This is a genomic window from Pyxidicoccus sp. M6 (assembly GCF_055568925.1).
Map to the genome: position 1 here is coordinate 9,926,760 of NZ_CM145714.1, position 16,012 is coordinate 9,942,771.

Here is a 16,012-nt window from a genome sequence, read left to right on the forward strand (position 1 = left end):
CCGGAAGTGCGCTCCTCGCGCTGATCCTCCCCTCCCCGCCCCGAATCTCGTTTTTCCGGTGAGTCAAGGAAGCCCCGCCCTGACACGCCGTGCTATACGATTTCACCGAAGAGAATTCCCGGTGCACGTTCTCCCCGTGCGCAGGGGGCGCTCCACGCGTGGATCGACAAGAGACGATGGGAGCAGGGGGCGGCGCAGCGATGGACGAAGGGCAGCACCGCCAGTTCGACGAATTCGCGCGAGCACGGCGTCCGGGCCTATTGCGGGTGGCCCGGCGACTCTGTGCGGGGGGAGGCATTGATCCGGAGGACCTCGTGCAGGAGACGTTGGAGCGCGCGTACCGTCATTTCGACAAGCTGGAGGGAGAGAACGCGGGCGCGGTGAGCGTGTGGTTGAGCACCACGCTGAGCAACCGCTTCCTGGACCACTGCCGCCGCCGGCGCACCGAAGTCCTCGGCGCGCCCGCGCTGCGCGTGGTGCAGGGCGACGTGACGGACGCGCCGGAGCCCGCGGAGCAGTGGGAGCGCGTCACACGGGACGACTTCCAGCGCGCCATCGACCAGCTCCGGCCTCCGCAGGTGCGCGACGCGTACCGGCTGCATGCGTCGGGGCTGCGCTACCGGGCCATCGCTCAGCAGCTCGGCGCGCCCGAGGGGACGGTGGGACGGTGGTTGTCCGAAGCGCGGCAGGCCCTGCGGGAGCTGCTGACGCCCGGCGATGCGCCGCGTGAGGACAGGGTCGAGTCATGAGTGAGCTGTGCGAGAGGCTGGAGCGCTTCGTCGACGGGGAGCTGCCGCCCGTGGAAGCGGAGAACTTCCGGCACCACCTCACCCGCTGTGACGCGTGCGAGTCTCGGATGAAGGAGCTCCTCGCCATGGAGCTGCTCGCCGACGACGCGGTGAATGACAGCAACGAGGAGCCGCTTCCCCGGAACGTCATCGTGTCCGGACCTTCCTCCTGGCGCCGCAGGACCTGGCTGATGGTGGTGCCGCTGACGCTGGCCGCCGGCCTCGCCACGTTGGTGGTTTTATCGCGCGCGGACTCCCAGCCGGATGCGAACGCGCTGTGGCTTGCCCAGGCCCCCACGCGCACGCTGGAGGCGCGGGTGACGCTTCCGGGCGCGGACCGGCACAAGCCCTATGCGGTGATGCGCAGCCAGGGCACGACGGCGCAGCCGCTGCCCATGTACGCGATGGCGCAACTGGAGAAGGCCGGGGACGACCGGGGGCTGGCCACGGCCTTCCTGTTGCGCGGGGACCTGGGGCAGGCCTCCGCCTATCTCTCCAGGCTGCCCGCCTCGCCGGACCTGGACGTGGACCGTGCCGTCGTGGCCATGCAGCGGCAGGACTGGCATGAGGCGCTGCAGCTGCTGGAGCGTGCGCTGCGGGCACGGCCCCAGCACCCCCAGGCCCTCTGGAACCGGGGAATCACGCTGAAGGCGCTCGGACTGCCGCTTCAAGCGGCGGAGTCCTTCGAGCAGGTCGCCGCGCTGAAGGAGCCGGGCTGGAGCGAGGAAGCCGCCCAGACGGCCCGTGAGCTGCGTGGCGCGGCGGAGACGGAGCGAAAGGACTGGAAGGGCGCGCGGCAGGACTGCCAGCGCATGGTCGAGGGCGGCGAGCCCCTCTCCCTCGCGCAGGCGGAGGCCCTGCCGGGCATGGCGCGCGTGTGCCTCTACAACGCCTTGCGAACCGCGACCTCGCCCGAGCGCCTGGAGGCCCTGCGCCCGCTGGCCGCGAAGCTGGACGAGAAGCAGGGCGGCTCCCATCTGGAGGATGCCCTGCGCCGCACCGCCCGGCAGGACTTCGCCGTCCGCGCACCGCTGGCACGGGACTTCATCCCGCTCACCCGGAACGAGCTGAAGGGGGCGGAGCAGGAGTCGTTCTTCGCCCGGCTGCGGGCGGCCCGCCAGGAGGACATGCTCCTGGGAGCGCTGGCGTACGCAGACGCGAGGGAACACCTGGACGAGTACCGCGCGCTGGCGTTGGCCACGAGAGACCCGTGGTTCGCGCTGCTCGCGGAGGAGCGGCAGGCCAAGGCAGAGGCCTTGCGCGACGAGCTCTATGACGCCCAGGCGCGACTCGCCGCGGCGGTGCAGTCGTGCCGGGGGGATGCGAAGCAGGGCTACCGCTGCATGATGCTGATGCGCGAGCTGGGCCTGGTGAGCGTCCGCTTGAACCGCCCCGTCGAGGCCAACGCGCACCTCCTCGAAGCCATGGCCCTGGCGCGCGGTAGCCAGGAATGGGGCACCCAGCGAAACCTCCTGCGGGACCTGGGGCAGGTGGCCCGGACCCGCAATGACCTCGTGCTGGCACGGGCCTATCTGGAGGAGCTGGTCGCCCAGACGCCCGAGAGCTGCGCCGACTCGGAGGTGGCCATCACCAACCTCGCCATCGCCCACCACCGGGCGCTGGACTTCGCGGGCGCGCGCCAGCAGCTCGACCGGGCCTCGAGCTGCGGCAAGAAGCCCTCCATGGCCCGCATCTCCCTGCTCGCGGAGCTGGCGCGCACGAACCAGCACCAGCCCGGGGACACCGAGCGGCTCGTCGACGCGCTGGCCTCCATGCGTGAAGCCAACAAGCAGGACGCGGGGGGCCTGGCGCTGCTACGCCACTTCGAGGGCCGCTACTTCATCGAGCAGGACCGCCCGCGGGGACAGCAGTTGTTGCGACAGGCCCTGGCTGAAGCCGCGAAGCTGCCGGCCTCCGACGTGAGCGCGCGCAAGGCTCGCGTCTACAGCTACACCTCCCTCATCCTGGATGCGGGCCGCAACGGCGAGCTGGAGCAGGGGCTCGCCCTCTTCGCGGAGGAGCGTGGCTTCTCCGTGCCCGAGCGGTGCGTCCTGGGAGTCACCGTGGACGACGAGCGCACCTTCGTGGTGGCCCGGGACGCCGAAGGCCGCATCACCGGACACTACGACGCGGGGCGGAAGACGCCCCTGGAAGGCGTCGAGGGGCTGGTCCCCGCGAAGGTGGTGGAGACGCTGCGCGCCTGTCCGAGCGTGGAAGTCCTGGCACGTCCTCCCGTCCAGGGCCGCGCGGGCCTGCTGCCGCCGGAGCTCGCGTGGTCCTACCGTGTCGGCCCCGCGGCCTCTCCCCAGGAGCCGAAGGTGCAGGAGCGCCGCCTGGTCGTCACGGACGTGCGGGCACCCACGTCGCTGCGCCTTCCCGCGCTCCGCCCCTGGAGTGCGGCCACACCCGAGGACTCGAATGTCACCGTGCTGCGCGGCACGGCTGCCACCCCGGTCCGCGTCCTGGAGGCCATGCGGGACGCGACCGAGGTGCAGATCCACGCGCATGGAATCATCGACCCCGGCGTGGCGGACGCGTCCGTGCTCGTGCTCTCTCCCATGAGTGATACGGGGCGCTTCGCGCTCACCACGGAAGACCTGCACGAGCAACGGCTGCGCGGGCGTCCGGTGGTGCTGCTCGCCGCCTGCTACGCCGCGCACACCAGCGCGTATATCCACGAGAACTTCGGGCTGCCGCTCGCCTTCATCGAGTCCGGCGCCCGGGCCGTCCTGGCGGCCACCCAGGAGATTCCCGATGCCGAGGCCACAGCCTTCTTCGACCCGGTGCTCGCACGCATCCGGGCCGGAACGCCCGCCGCCGTGGCACTCCGGGATGAGCGGCAGTCCTGGCTGCAGCGCCACGGAAGCACGTGGGTGCAGCAGGTGCTGCTCTTCGAGTAGTCCCACCTCACAGCCAGAGCCACACCCCATGAAGAAACTCCTCTTGCCCCTTTCCTGTCTTCTCGCGCTGTCGGCCTGCTGGCGCGACCACAAGCCGCAGGGGCCGGACTTCGACCCGTCGCGGGACATCCCCGCCGGAACGCTCGTCCACGTCACCCTGCAGGACGTCAATGACGCGAGCCTCATCTCCACCTTCGTGGTGGACCCGCGCACCGGGCGCGTCGTCTCCCGCAGGGATGGAAAGCGGGCCCAGCAGCAGGAGGAGTCCGAGTCCAAGACGGCCCAGGCAGGACTCACCACGCAGACGGTGAGCACCGCTGTCAGGGTGCCGTGCCCGGAAATCAAGAACCCGGACGGGACGACGGAGCCGGGCTGCAACCTGAACGCGTCCGACCCCAAGCATGAGACGGATGGCGACCCCAACCCCATCCGGGATGCCAAGACGCGGGTCGCGCTCACGGAGAAGTTCGCCGTGCAGGTGGCCGTGAAGCTCCTCGAGGCCGCGCACATCACGGGCGCCAACATCACGGTCCAGAGCGCCCAGCAGGCGCCCCGGTAGCCGAGAGCCTCGGTCCTCGCGGGCCCTACTCCTTCGCGCCCTCGGGCGCGGAGGAGATGAGCCCGCCGAGCGTCTCCACGTAATGCGCGGCCACACGGAGGAAGCGCGCGCCGCGCACGCCCGTGAGGTACTGCCGCTTCATGGCGCGCGTGGAGCCCACGTAGAACATGGCCCGGCGGATGCGCTCGATTTCGCGCGCCGTCCGCTCGCGGCCCCCCGCCATCCAGTTCTCCACCGTGTCCAGCGCGTCCAGCCCCGCGAAGAAGACGATGGGGCACTCGTGTCCCTTGCATGAGAACACGGTGGTGGCACGCACGTGGTCCACCCCGCTCACGCGGAAGTCCGTCACGTCCCGTCCGCCCTTGCCGCCGTACGCCTCCGCCGGCACACCGGCGCGAATGAGCGCCTCCGTGTACTGCGAGGGCATGACCGGGGCCACCACCAGGATGTCGCCGGGGTGCACGCCCTCCTCACGGATGAGCCGTGCAATCTCCTTCGCCACCTGCCGCGCTTCACTCGCGCCCGACGCGAAGCCGCGCACGAAGGGCAGCACACCGCCGCGCTCGGTGGACTGGACGCGGAAGAGCCCCTCCAGCGTCTCCTCCGGGAGCCACAGGAGTCCTTCGCGCGCGAGCTCTCCGACCTTCATGTACTCGCGCATGCCGGGCTCGGCCGTCTGGTGCTGGCGCAGCGGGTCCAGCACCACGTTGAAGGCGATGTCGAGGATGTCGCGCGTGGCGCGGAAGGTCTCCTTGAGGACGCGGGTGCGGCCTCGGAAGGACAGGCCCTCCGGGAGCTGCTCCTTCAGCATGTCGATGGGAATCTGCCCATAGACATTCTGCGAGTCGTCCATGAAGAGCTGGAAGCAGCGCACCTGCCGGCCATCCGGCAGCGTGTGCGGACGCACGAGGCCGTACAGCGTGGCCAGCCCCTTCGCGTCCATGTCCTGCGCCTCGTCGACGAAGACGGCGTCGAAGCTGCCGGGCTCCGGGCGGCGCAGCGCGCCCACGTGCTTCACCGCCACCCGCGAGCGCAGCGCACGCACCCGCTCGCGGCCCGCGCGCTGCACCAGCGCCTCCGTCAGCAGCTTCTCCACCAGCGGCGCCAGGGCCCGGTTGAAGAAGGAGACCAGCACCTGCGTGTCCTCGTGCTCCAGCAGGTAGCGCGCCACCCAGTGCGCCAGCACGTACGTCTTGCCGCTGCCCGCCACGCCGCGCACCAGGTGGTGCCCGTCATCGAATTTTCGCTCGAAGAGGGACACCTGCTCGTGCGTGAAGAGCGGCCGGGCCGGGCGCGCGCCCTCGATTTCACCGCCCAGGCTCGCGGGCGGGACGGGCGCCGGAGGAGGAGGAGGCGGCGGCTTCTGCGGAAGGGGCAGCGGCTCCAGCTTCAGCGGCTCGCTGGAGAGGACGCGCAGGCGTGGCAGCAGCGTGAGGAAGCGCTGCGGGATGGTGGCGGCCCGGGCCTCGTCGCGTGAGGCCAGCACGAGCAGGTAGTCCCGTGCGCGGCTCGCGGCCACGTTGAGCATGGGCACCAGCGTGTGCGGCGGAAACGGCCGGCCTCCGGCCACCGTGTCCACCAGCACCACGTCGTACTGCGTGCCCTGCTGGCGGTGGATGGTGGACGCGCTGAAGACGTCTCCACGCAGGCCCGCGGAGTTTCCCAGCCGGCGCACCAGCGCGGCCTGGGCGCGGTACGGCGTGACGCACAGCACGCTCAATCCCGAGCGCACCGCCTCGCGCGCGAGCGACACGGCTAGCTTCGCCGACAGCTCGCGCTGGTAGCCGGAGCCCGTCTCCCCTCGCCCATGCGTGAGGCTGCGGACGTCGCGAGTGACGCTGTCCAGCACCACCCAGCCGGCTCGCGTCTCGGCGAAGGCGGAGACGGGGGCGGGCCGCGCCGCGCGGGCCTTGACGATGTCGCCGTCCTCCAGCGCGCCGCCGTAGCAGAAGTGGCTCACCACCTTCGCGATGTCGGGGTGCATGCGGTGCTGGATGCGCAAGAGCAGCACGTCCGGCCGCGCCGCGTCCTTCACCGCGTCCGCCAGGTGCGACAGGCCGCTGGCGCGCAGCCACTTCTGCGTGTCCTTCCCCGAGCCCTCCGCCGCGCGGCTCACCGGGCCAATCTGCTTCGGGTCCCCGGCGAGCGTCACCCGCTCCGCCAGCGGCGCCAGCAGCGCGGTGGCCGCGCGCGTCACCATGCCCGCCTCGTCCACCACGAGCCGCGAGAAGGTCTGCTTCCCCTCCAGCTCCGCCACCAGCCGCAGCGCGCGGTGCACGGTGAGCACCATCAGCGGGCAGTCCCCCTTCTCCGCTTCCTTCAGCGTGGGGTCCTTCACCTTGCCGCGCAGGCCGCGCAGCTCCGCCTGCAGCTTCGCCAGCTCGTGCGCGGGGCCGCCGCGGATGCGCTGGAGCAGCAGCTCCCGCTCGCGGTCCTCGATGGTGGAGCGGAGCTTCCCGCCCTTCTGGCTGTCCTCGACGACGACGGTGGGCAGCTTCGCCAGCGCGTCGCTCGCCCCCGTGCCGCCGCGGAAGATGCTGCGCAGCGGGCGCAGGGGAATGGGCTCGCGCTCCAGCAGCGCGCTCACGCGCATCACCAATTCGTCCGCGGCGCGGTTGGTGGGCGCCACCGCGAGGATGCGCTCATTCGGGAACGCACGGAGGCTGCGCGCGATGAGGTCCGCGACGGCCGTCGTCTTGCCCGTGCCGGGTGGGCCCCAGACGCAGCCCCAGGGCTGGCCCCACAGCCGGTCGACGGGCAGCTTCTCCGCGTCCTTCTCCGAGAGCGCGGGCGGCGTCTCCTCACCGGTGGCGCGGCGCAGCGCCTGGTGGAGCGCGGGCTGCCGCTCCTCGTACGCCGAGGCCGCCCGGCACAGCGCCTCCGCGAAGTCATAGGGCCGGTAGCACCAGCGGTCCGCGGAGAGCGCGCGGCGGTCCACGTCGTCGCCGTGCCCGGGCGAGGCGAAGACGCGGCCCGACTCGAAGTCCAGGTGGACGACGTCTCCGCCGAAGACGCACTCCTCGCCGTGGAACCCGAGGATGGAGCCGCCCGACCAGTCCGGGTCCGCCGCCGGGCGCGGAATGAGCGAGAGGACGGTGGGCGACTGGAGGCTCACCTCGCGCACGTCCTGCAACAACTGCGCGCGGAACTGGCTGCGCTCCGCCATGAGCGCCTCGCGCAGGTCCTCCGGCAGGTACGCGGGCGGCGTCCACACCTCGCGGCGCTTCCCCGCCGACACCGTGGCCTGCATGGCCTCGCGCTCGGACTGGCTCGCCGCCGGGCTCGCGGCGACGTCCACCGAGGGCACACCGTCCGGGTCCGCCTTCGCCGGGTCCACCGCGCCACGCTTCAGCCGCCCGAGCACGAGCATCGGGTTCGGCGAGACGGGCACGGGAGGCGCGACGCGCGAGCGCGGCTCCACTTCGGAGGGCCGGGGCCGGAGCACATTCCGAGAGCGCGCGGCCCCACCATCCGCGGGCGCATCGTCGTACTCGACGTGCAGCTCGCGAGGGGAATCGCCCGTCGACGGCGCTTCGCGCGCCTCGCCGGCCTCGTCGTGCATCCGGTGCGTCATCGGGGAAGGCTTCAGATTCCCTCTACCCTTCGCCGGGCACAGGGGGCGCGAAGGTAGGGGAGGCATGGATCCGCGTCAATGCGTCCGCCTCCGGGCACACTCCGTGCACACGGGGCGTGACTTGACAGCCGCGACAGCCGTCCGCCAGCGTCGTGAATCCCGGCGCGGGTGTGCCGTCTGGAGCACCGGGCCCACAGGGGGAACCGCCATGAAGGAAGTCGAGGACCAGGAGCAGGGACGCAAGCTCCTGACGGCCGTGGAGCGCATTCTCGCGGACACCGACAGCCTCGTCGCGCTGTCGAAGCAACACCTGGAGAAGGCGCGGCAGAAGCCGCTCCCCAGCGAGGACGCCGTGCGCGACACCGCGGCGCTTGAGGTGGTGCGCCACTTCTCCAACCGCTCCGCCGTGTCCGGAGGGCTCGCGGCCCTTCCCGGCATCCTTCCGGGCGCCGGCACGCTGGTGGCCGCGCTGGGTGGGACGCTCGCGGACATGTGCTTCATGCTCAAGTTCGAGGTGGAGATGGCGCTCGTGCTCAGCCACCTCCACGGCTACGACATCACCCGCGATGACGAGCGGCAGCTCGCGTTCCTCCTCGCCTCGGTGAGCACCTACGACGCGAAGCGCGAGAGCGAGCGCAGCACGGTGGCGGACCTCGCGGAGACGCAGGGCATCGCCTTCTGGAAGTACGCGCCGCGCGAGGCCTCCAAGGTGCTCGTCGGCGTCATGACGAAGATTGCCCTCCTGTCCGTGTCCAAGGGCTTCTTCCGCGCGCTGCCGCTGGTGGGCATCGCCGTGGGCTCGTCCATGAACAAGGTGCTCACCCAGCGCGTGGGCGAGCGCTGCACGCGAGAGCTGAAGAAGCGTCTCGAGGTGGCCCCACCCGAGAGCGCCAAGGCCCCCGCCAAGGAGCCCTCTGCCCGCAAGTCTTCGCGCCGCAAGTCCGGCTGAGCCCCGGGGACGGGCCCCGACCCGAACCGGCCGCCCCACTGACGGGTTGCTGGTGGTGTGACTGGCTGCCCGGCAGGGAGGCATGACCGCCGCCACGGAGGACACCTACATCCACGCCGGGTTTGCTTCCGGAGGCCCGGGGTGTTTAGGGAGGAGGTCTTCCGCAGCCGACCGAGTGCCATGCCCCCTCCGAGCCGCTACGCCCATCCCTTCCTGCCCATCACCCGCGCCGACATGCAGGCGCGCGGCTGGGAGCAGTGCGACATCATCATCGTCACGGGCGACGCGTACGTGGACCATCCGGCCTTCGGCCCCGTCCTCATCGCACGCTTCCTCGAGGGCCGCGGCTTCAAGGTGGGGCTCATCCCCCAGCCGGACTGGCACTCGGCCGAGCCCTTCAAGGCCCTGGGCCCGCCGCGCCTCTTCTTCGGCGTCGCGGCCGGCAACCTGGACTCGATGCTCAACCGGCTGACGGCCCAGAAGAAGAACCGCTCCGAGGACCAGTACAGCCCCGGCGGCCGCACCAACTGCCGGCCGGACCGCGCCACCATCGTCTACGCGCAGCGCTGCCGCGAGGCGTACCCCGACGTGCCCATCATCCTCGGTGGCATCGAAGCCAGCCTCCGCCGCATCGCCCACTATGACTACTGGAGCGACAAGGTGCGCCGCTCCATCCTCTTCGACGCCAAGGCGGACCTGCTCGTCTTCGGCATGGGCGAGCGCCCCATCATGGAAGTGGCGGACCGCATGCGCCGGGGCGAGCGCATCCAGGACATCCGCGACGTGCGCGGCACCGCGTACATCATCAGCGACGAGGAGATGCGCACGCACGAGGCGGACCCGGCGAAGCGCGCCGCGGACCGCAAGACGGTGGTGCTGCCCGCGTACGAGAGCGTCATCGCGGACAAGCACGCCTTCGCGCAGATGAGCCGCGACTTCCAGATGGAGACCAACCCGGGCAACGCGCGGCCGCTCGCGCAGCGCCACGGCAACCGCGCCATCTTCATGAACCCGCCCGCGCTCCCGCTGGAGGACGGCGTCGGGGCCGCGGACGCCAACGGGCGCTCGGTGGCCATGGACGAGCTGTACGATTTGCCCTTCAACCGCGTCCCGCACCCCATCTACAAGGACGAGGGCATCCCCGCGTACGAGACGGTGAAGCACTCCATCGTGCTGATGCGCGGGTGCTTCGGCGGCTGCACCTTCTGCTCGATTACGGAGCACGAGGGCCGCGTCATCCAGAGCCGCTCCGCGGAGAGCGTGCTGCGCGAGGTGCGCGCGCTGCGGCGCATGGGCGACTTCCGCGGGACGATTACGGACCTCGGCGGCCCTACCGCCAACATGTACAAGCTCAGTTGCAAGAGCGAGGACATCGAGAAGCGGTGCCGCAAGCTGTCCTGCGTGCACCCGGGCGTGTGTGAGAACCTCCAGACGGACCACGGGCCGCTCATCAGCCTGATGCAGGAGGTCCGCAAGGAGGAAGGCGTCAAGCACGTCTTCATCGCCAGCGGCGTGCGGTACGACCTGGCGGAGCGCTCGCCGGAGTACGTGAAGGAGCTGGCCGCGCACCACGTGGGCGGGCAGCTCTCCGTGGCGCCAGAGCACGTGTCGCCGCGCGTGCTGGAGAAGATGAAGAAGCCCGGCATCGAGAGCTTCGAGCGCTTCCAGACGATGTTCGCCTGCGCGAGCGAGGAGGCCGGCAAGGAGCAGTACGACATCCCGTACTTCATCAGCGGCCACCCGGGCTCCACGCTGGAGGACATGGTGGAGCTGGCGCTGTGGCTGAAGAAGAACGGCAAGCGGCCCCGGCAGGTGCAGGACTTCATCCCCACGCCCATGGCCATGGCCACGGCCATGTACTACTCGGGCATGGACCCGCTGAAGATGGAGCCCGTGTACACGGCACAGGGCCTGCGCGAGAAGAAGCTCCAGAAGGCGCTGCTCCTCTACTGGAACCCGGAGCAGTGGCCGCTGGCGCGCGAGGCGCTGAAGCTGGCCGGCCGCGAGGACCTCATCGGCCGAGGCCCGCACGCGCTGGTGCCGCCCGAGACGCCCGCCGAGGCCGCCCGCCGCCAGCGCGCCGAGTCGCGCGACGACGAGGACGGGCCGCGCGAGTCGAAGCCGCAGGCGCCCCGTCAGCACTCGGGGCCGCGGCCGCCGGCACGTCCCGGTGCTCGCCGCCCTGGTGGCCCCGGGCCTCGTCCCCGCTGACTCCCGAGGCAGGCTCGCACGGCTTGCGCGGTGCGCGCCGACCCGGGGCCCCGGGGCTTGTACCGGCTGACGTCTGAGGCAGGCTCGAACACCTTCCCTGGAGGGTGGATGCGCCGTGTGAGTCGGGTGGTGGGACTGGGCTGTCTGCTGGGGTTGCTGAGTGGATGCGCCACGCTGTCGAAGAGCACCGGAGGCGCGAGCACCTCCGGACCGGACGGCGCGGCGAAGCGGGCCGGAGCATCGGGTGACAGCGCGCCCAAGCCCACGTGTCCGGAGAGCATCCCCGACGAGCTGAACCTCGAGCTGGGCTTCCGGCCGGAGCTGGCCGCCCGGAACTGGGTGCCCGCGCTCTCGTTCGAGGACCTCGGGTTCAAGAACAAGGAGGCGGTGGCGCAGGCGTTCCAGACGGAGCTGGCACTCGCCTCGGGGACGGTGCAGGTCTTCGGGTTGAAGGAGCACAGCCTCCAGGGGCCGGAAGGCGGCGGCTCGCTGGTGGTGGCGCGTCCGCACGCGGGCGGCTTCTGCGTGGTGAACACCTGGTCCACGTGGCTGCCGGCTCGGGTGGAGCTTTCACTCGCGAACACCTGGACGTCACCGGATGGGCAGCTGGCCATCCTCCTGGTGCGGATGGACCTGAAGGCGTCTCCCGATGGACCGCAGACGCGCTGGGTGACGCTGGGCACGAATGGCAATCGCATGTGGATTGCATTGGGCAGCCCGCCGGAGCACCAGCTCATCGTCCCGTCGGTGGCGCTCTTCCCGAACGGGAAGAGCCTCTACCTGGACATCAAGCAGCGCTACATCACCCGGCTTCCCCTGGGAAAGGACGGGCACTTCGTCATCCCACCCAACATGTGACGGACTTTCGCGCGAGCGGTTTGAATAATTTCCCGGCCATTTCGTCGGGGGGGCACCATGCTCCCCCTGCTCACCTTGTTGTGGCTGGCGTCGACCCCCGTGGAGTCCGCACCGGAACCCCCGCCACGCCCTCCTCCACCGGAGTGCCTGTCCTCACAGGGGCGCACGGTGTGTGGCTACCAATGCAAGGCCAATGGGTCCGGCGCCAGATGTGCGCGGACTCCGTATGGCGTCTGTCAGGTGCTGGCCGGCAACGTGACTTGCTGGGACCCGCCACGCTTCGTCATCAACCACCCTCCGGACTCGGGCGCGAAGCCCGAGTGCAAGGAGAGCCGGGGCAAGGTGGCGTGCGGCTACAACTGCCGGCTGCACAACGGTGAGGTGGCCTGCAACAGCACGCCATATGGGGTGTGCGCCACGCACTTCGCGAAGCTCGTCTGCTGGGACCCGCCGGAGAGCGTCATCCACCAGTACGGCGCGGAGACGCCCGCGCCCCGCTGCCTCAATGCCTCCGAGGCGGTGAACTGCGGCTATGACTGCAAGTCCACGCGCACGGAAGTGCAGTGCGTCAGCACTCCGGACGGCGTGTGCCAGCTCGACGACGACCGCATCACCTGCTTCGACCCGCCGTCGCTCCTGCACTGCGACCACAGCTATCCGCCGCCTCCGAAGTGAGGCACCGGCCCAACGCTCCAGGTTGTCGAGGACGATGCGGGCGTGGGGCGATGCGTGAAGCACGCGGGGACTCGCTGGCACTCCAACAAACGTAAGGCCCCGCCTCCACGCCCGGGCTCCCCACGGAAAGCAGCCGGCCGGGCAATGCCACAGCGGAATGGAAGTCACCGATGTGGCAGCATGGCGTCGCAGTCCCGCTCCCCTGACGCGCTCACCACGTCACGGCGAGCGGCCTCCTGGCCATGACTTCTCCCGAGCATCTCCGGCGACGCACCTCCCAGCCCTGGGCCTGGGTGCTGCTGCTCGTGCTCGGGCTTGCGTGCTCGCGCGAGGCGCCGGTGCCCCTCACGCACGAAGCCTATGTGTGGCAGCGGGACTGGAGCCCGGAGCTGAGCGACGCGCTCTCCCACGTGCCCCCGGAGCTCGGCGCGCTGCGCGTCCTCGCGCGCGAGCTGTCCGGCCCCAAGCGCACGCCGGTGGACGTAGCGGTGGACGTGGACGCCCTGGCCCGCTCCGGCCGCGAGGTCGTCGCGGTGCTGCGGGTGGACGGCACCGCGCCGCTCGACGGCATCTCCCTCCAGGAGCTCGCGGCGCACGCACGTGCCTGGAAGGCCCGTGGCGTCCGCGTGCGAGGCCTCGAGGTGGACCACGACTGCGCCACCTCCGCGCTGCCCGGCTACGCGGATTGGCTGGAGCGCGAGCGGGCCTTGGTGAAGGACCTGTCGCTCTCCATCACCGCCCTGCCCACCTGGGCCACGTCGCCGGAGGTGAAGCGGCTCACCTCCATCCCCGATGATGTCGTCCTCCAGGTCCACGCGGTGCGCGCGCCCACGCTCTTCACTCCGGAAGAGGCGCGCGAGTTCGTCGAGTCCTGGTCCAGGGCCACGAGCCGCGCCTTCCGCGTCGCCCTGCCCACGTACCGCGTGCGGCTGCGCGACGGGACGCGCCTGTCGGCGGAGCCTCGAGACGTCTCCCGTTTCGTCGGCGGATTGCGCGAGCGCCCCGTGCGCGGCGTGACGGGCCTCATCTGGTTCCGGCTCGGCCACCGGGCCGACATGGACGCGTGGAGCCTGCCGACGCTGGAGGCCGTGGTGCGCGGCGAATCACTGGCGCCGAGCCTCTCTCCCCGGCTCGTCGACGCGGGCGGCGGCACGCGCGACATCGTCATCGAGAACACCGGCCGCGTGGACGCGGATGCGCCCGCGCGCCTCACCCTTTCTGGAAACCTGGAGGTCCTGGACGGCGTGGGCGGCTATGCCCCGCACGGGGCCTCCCTCGTGGCGCGCACGCCTCCCCGCCTGCGCGTTGGCGAGCGCCGCGTCGTCGGCTTCGTGCGGGGAACCGAGGTGTCCCTTGTCGTGCCGTAGTCTCCTCGCATCTCTCGTCGTCCTGATGCTCCTCGTCCCCGTGCGTGACGCGCGCGCGTGCGGCCCCTTCTTCCCGCCAGAGATTCTGAGCGACAGGGCCGGCACGCTCGCGGAGTTGCCGGAGGGCGCCTTCATGCTCGAAGCCACGCGGCTGGTACCCAAGCCCGCGGACGCCTTCCACGTGGTGGAGCTCCCCGAGGACCCGGACGAGAACGGCGAGCCCAAAGGCGCGCGCGAAGGTGGCGGGCCGAAGGAGACGGAGCTGTATGCCGCGGGCGCCAAGGCCTTCCACGCGGGCGACATCATGGAGGCGCGCGCCCGCTTCCAGGACGTGCTCGCGCTGCCCGCGGAGGAGCGCCGCCACTTCTCCACCTTCGCCGCGTACATGCTGGGGCGCACCGCTGGCGCGGGCCTGCAGCACGAGGCCCGGCCCCGCTTCGCGGAGGTGCGCGAGCTCGCACGTCAGGGCTTCCACGACCCGCTGGGGCTCGCGGTGGCGAGCCTCGGTGAGGAGGCGCGCCTGCTGCTGGAGCAGGGCGATGACGCGGGCGCCATCCGGCTCTACGCGGAGCAGGCGGCGTACGGCAGCACCACCGGGACCGTCTCCCTGCTGCTGGTGGCGCGAGCCCTCAAGCGGGACGAGGCCCGGCTGCACGCGGCCCTGAAGGACCCGATTGCCCAGCGCCTCATGGCGACCTACGTCTGGACGCGCGGGCGAGAGTGGGTGTGGACCGAGGAGGACGGACAGGGGCACGTGAAGCGGGTGCTGGAGGCGCTCGCGGCCGTGCCCCGGCTCGCGGGCGCGGACCGGCTCGCGGCGGGCGCGTGGCGGGCGGGCCGCTTCGACCTGGCCGAGCGCTTCGCCGCGCAGGAGACCACCCCGCTCGCCGCGTGGGTGAGGGCGAAGCTCGCGCTGCGCCGGGGAGACCGGAAGGCGGCGGAGGAGCTCCTCGCGCTGGTCGCGGAGGGACTGCCCGAGACGGAGGACTGGGCCGGCGAGTCGGAGGTGGGCACCCTGCGTCCCCGCTCGCGCGCGGAGGGAGAGCGAGCCCTGCTCACGCTCCTGCGCGGCGACTTCCCGCGGTCCGCGGAGCAGATGATGGCGAGCTGCTCGTGGCCGGACATCGCCTATGTGGCCGAGCGCGTCCTCACGGTGGAGGAGCTCCAGCGCTTCGTCGCCTCCACCGCCGAGCAGCGCTGCGCGCCCGAGATGGGGCGACTCTGGGACGACGATGCCCGCGAGGAGACGAACGCGCCGAACACCTTCATGGTGCGCCTGCGGCTGCTGCTCGGACGGCGCATGCTGCGCACCGGCGCGGGCTCGAAGGCCTTGGAGTACTTCCGGGGCACGAAGTTCGAGCAGCCCGCGCGGCAGTACGCGGAGGCCCTCGAGCGCGCGGACGCGGCGAGCGACAAGGTGGACAAGGCCCGCGCGCTCTTCGAAGCCTCGAAGCTCGCGCGAGCAGCGGGCATGGAGGTGCTGGGCACCGAGGTCGCACCGGACTGGGCCGAAGTGGACGGCATGTACGACAAGGGCGAGTACGGCGAGCACGAAGAGCTGCCACCGGAGGCGGAGGAGATTCGGAAGAAGATGGCTGAGCTCCCGCTCGTCTCGGACGCCGAGCAGCAACGGCGGAAGGCCCACGCACCGCCGCACGAGCTGCGCTTCCACTACCGCTCCACCGCGGCGGACCTCGCCGAGCAGGCCGCGGAGCTGATGCCCAAGCGCAGCCAGGCCTACGCGATGCTGCTCTGCCACGCGGCGCGCTACACCGCGAGCAACGAGCCGGAGCGCGGCCCGCGCCTGTGGCGCACCTACGTGAAGAACGGCGCCCTGCTCAGCGGCGCGGATGACTTGATGATCTTCGGCCAGAACTGCCTGGAGCCGGACTTCGAGCGCGTGCGCGCGCAGCAGCAGCAGAAGCTGTCCTTCAACTGGAAGGGGCTGCGGCGCCGCACGCTCGCGGCCCTGGGCGGCGGGGTGCTGGTGCCGGTGGCGCTGGGCGCCGTGCTGCTGCGCCGCCGCAAGCGTGGCAAGCCGGCCTGAGCCGCGCGCCCATACGCACTGGCAGCGAACCAGATACTCCCCACAAACGAGAATAGCGGGCCCGCGCGCCAGAGGCGGACACAC

Annotated in this window: 10 protein-coding genes; 9 read left to right on the forward strand and 1 reads right to left on the reverse strand. The window is 71.4% G+C overall.

Going from position 1 to position 16,012, the window contains the following annotated elements; translation table 11 throughout:
- The first annotated feature begins 176 nt into the window (after nucleotides 1-176).
- Genes ACVTJA_RS38910 through ACVTJA_RS38920 form a run of 3 tightly spaced genes read left to right on the forward strand, consistent with a single transcriptional unit; the run spans nucleotide 177 to nucleotide 4,247 of the window.
- Nucleotides 177-749 (forward strand): RNA polymerase sigma factor, encoded by a 573-nt coding sequence (locus ACVTJA_RS38910; RefSeq protein WP_465840626.1) that lies wholly within the window; start codon nucleotides 177-179, stop codon nucleotides 747-749.
- A complete protein-coding gene (locus tag ACVTJA_RS38915) occupies nucleotides 746-3,688 on the forward strand; it encodes a CHAT domain-containing protein (RefSeq protein ID WP_465827922.1) in 2,943 nt (980 codons plus the stop codon). The genes ACVTJA_RS38910 and ACVTJA_RS38915 overlap by 4 nt, the downstream gene beginning before the upstream one ends.
- Nucleotides 3,689-3,716: 28 nt before the next feature.
- Entirely contained in the window at nucleotides 3,717-4,247 is a 531-nt protein-coding gene (locus tag ACVTJA_RS38920; protein ID WP_465827924.1) for a hypothetical protein, read from the forward strand.
- A gap of 25 nt (nucleotides 4,248-4,272) precedes the next feature.
- On the opposite strand, the gene ACVTJA_RS38925 is transcribed toward ACVTJA_RS38920, so the two are convergent.
- Complete coding sequence (locus ACVTJA_RS38925) at nucleotides 4,273-7,809, reverse strand: AAA family ATPase (protein ID WP_465827926.1); 3,537 nt, start codon at nucleotides 7,807-7,809, stop codon at nucleotides 4,273-4,275.
- A gap of 220 nt (nucleotides 7,810-8,029) precedes the next feature.
- Here ACVTJA_RS38925 and ACVTJA_RS38930 point away from each other — a divergent pair, with 220 nt between their 5' ends.
- From ACVTJA_RS38930 to ACVTJA_RS38955, 6 genes are all read left to right on the forward strand, one after another.
- Entirely contained in the window at nucleotides 8,030-8,770 is a 741-nt protein-coding gene (locus ACVTJA_RS38930) for a hypothetical protein (protein WP_465827927.1), read from the forward strand.
- A 180-nt stretch (nucleotides 8,771-8,950) separates the two neighbouring features.
- Nucleotides 8,951-10,981 carry a YgiQ family radical SAM protein gene (locus ACVTJA_RS38935; protein ID WP_465827930.1) on the forward strand — a complete coding sequence of 677 codons (2,031 nt, stop codon included), beginning with the start codon at nucleotides 8,951-8,953 and terminating at the stop codon, nucleotides 10,979-10,981.
- Nucleotides 10,982-11,089: 108 nt separating this feature from the next.
- Complete coding sequence (locus tag ACVTJA_RS38940) at nucleotides 11,090-11,839, forward strand: hypothetical protein (RefSeq protein WP_465827931.1); 750 nt, start codon at nucleotides 11,090-11,092, stop codon at nucleotides 11,837-11,839.
- A gap of 255 nt (nucleotides 11,840-12,094) precedes the next feature.
- Complete coding sequence (locus ACVTJA_RS38945) at nucleotides 12,095-12,514, forward strand: hypothetical protein (RefSeq protein ID WP_465827934.1); 420 nt, start codon at nucleotides 12,095-12,097, stop codon at nucleotides 12,512-12,514.
- Between the two features lie 242 nt (nucleotides 12,515-12,756).
- Nucleotides 12,757-13,881, forward strand: coding sequence for a DUF3142 domain-containing protein (locus tag ACVTJA_RS38950; protein ID WP_465827937.1), 1,125 nt, complete (start codon nucleotides 12,757-12,759; stop codon nucleotides 13,879-13,881).
- Nucleotides 13,868-15,928 carry a tetratricopeptide repeat protein gene (locus ACVTJA_RS38955; RefSeq protein ID WP_465827940.1) on the forward strand — a complete coding sequence of 687 codons (2,061 nt, stop codon included), beginning with the start codon at nucleotides 13,868-13,870 and terminating at the stop codon, nucleotides 15,926-15,928. The genes ACVTJA_RS38950 and ACVTJA_RS38955 overlap by 14 nt, the downstream gene beginning before the upstream one ends.
- Nucleotides 15,929-16,012: the final 84 nt, after the last annotated feature.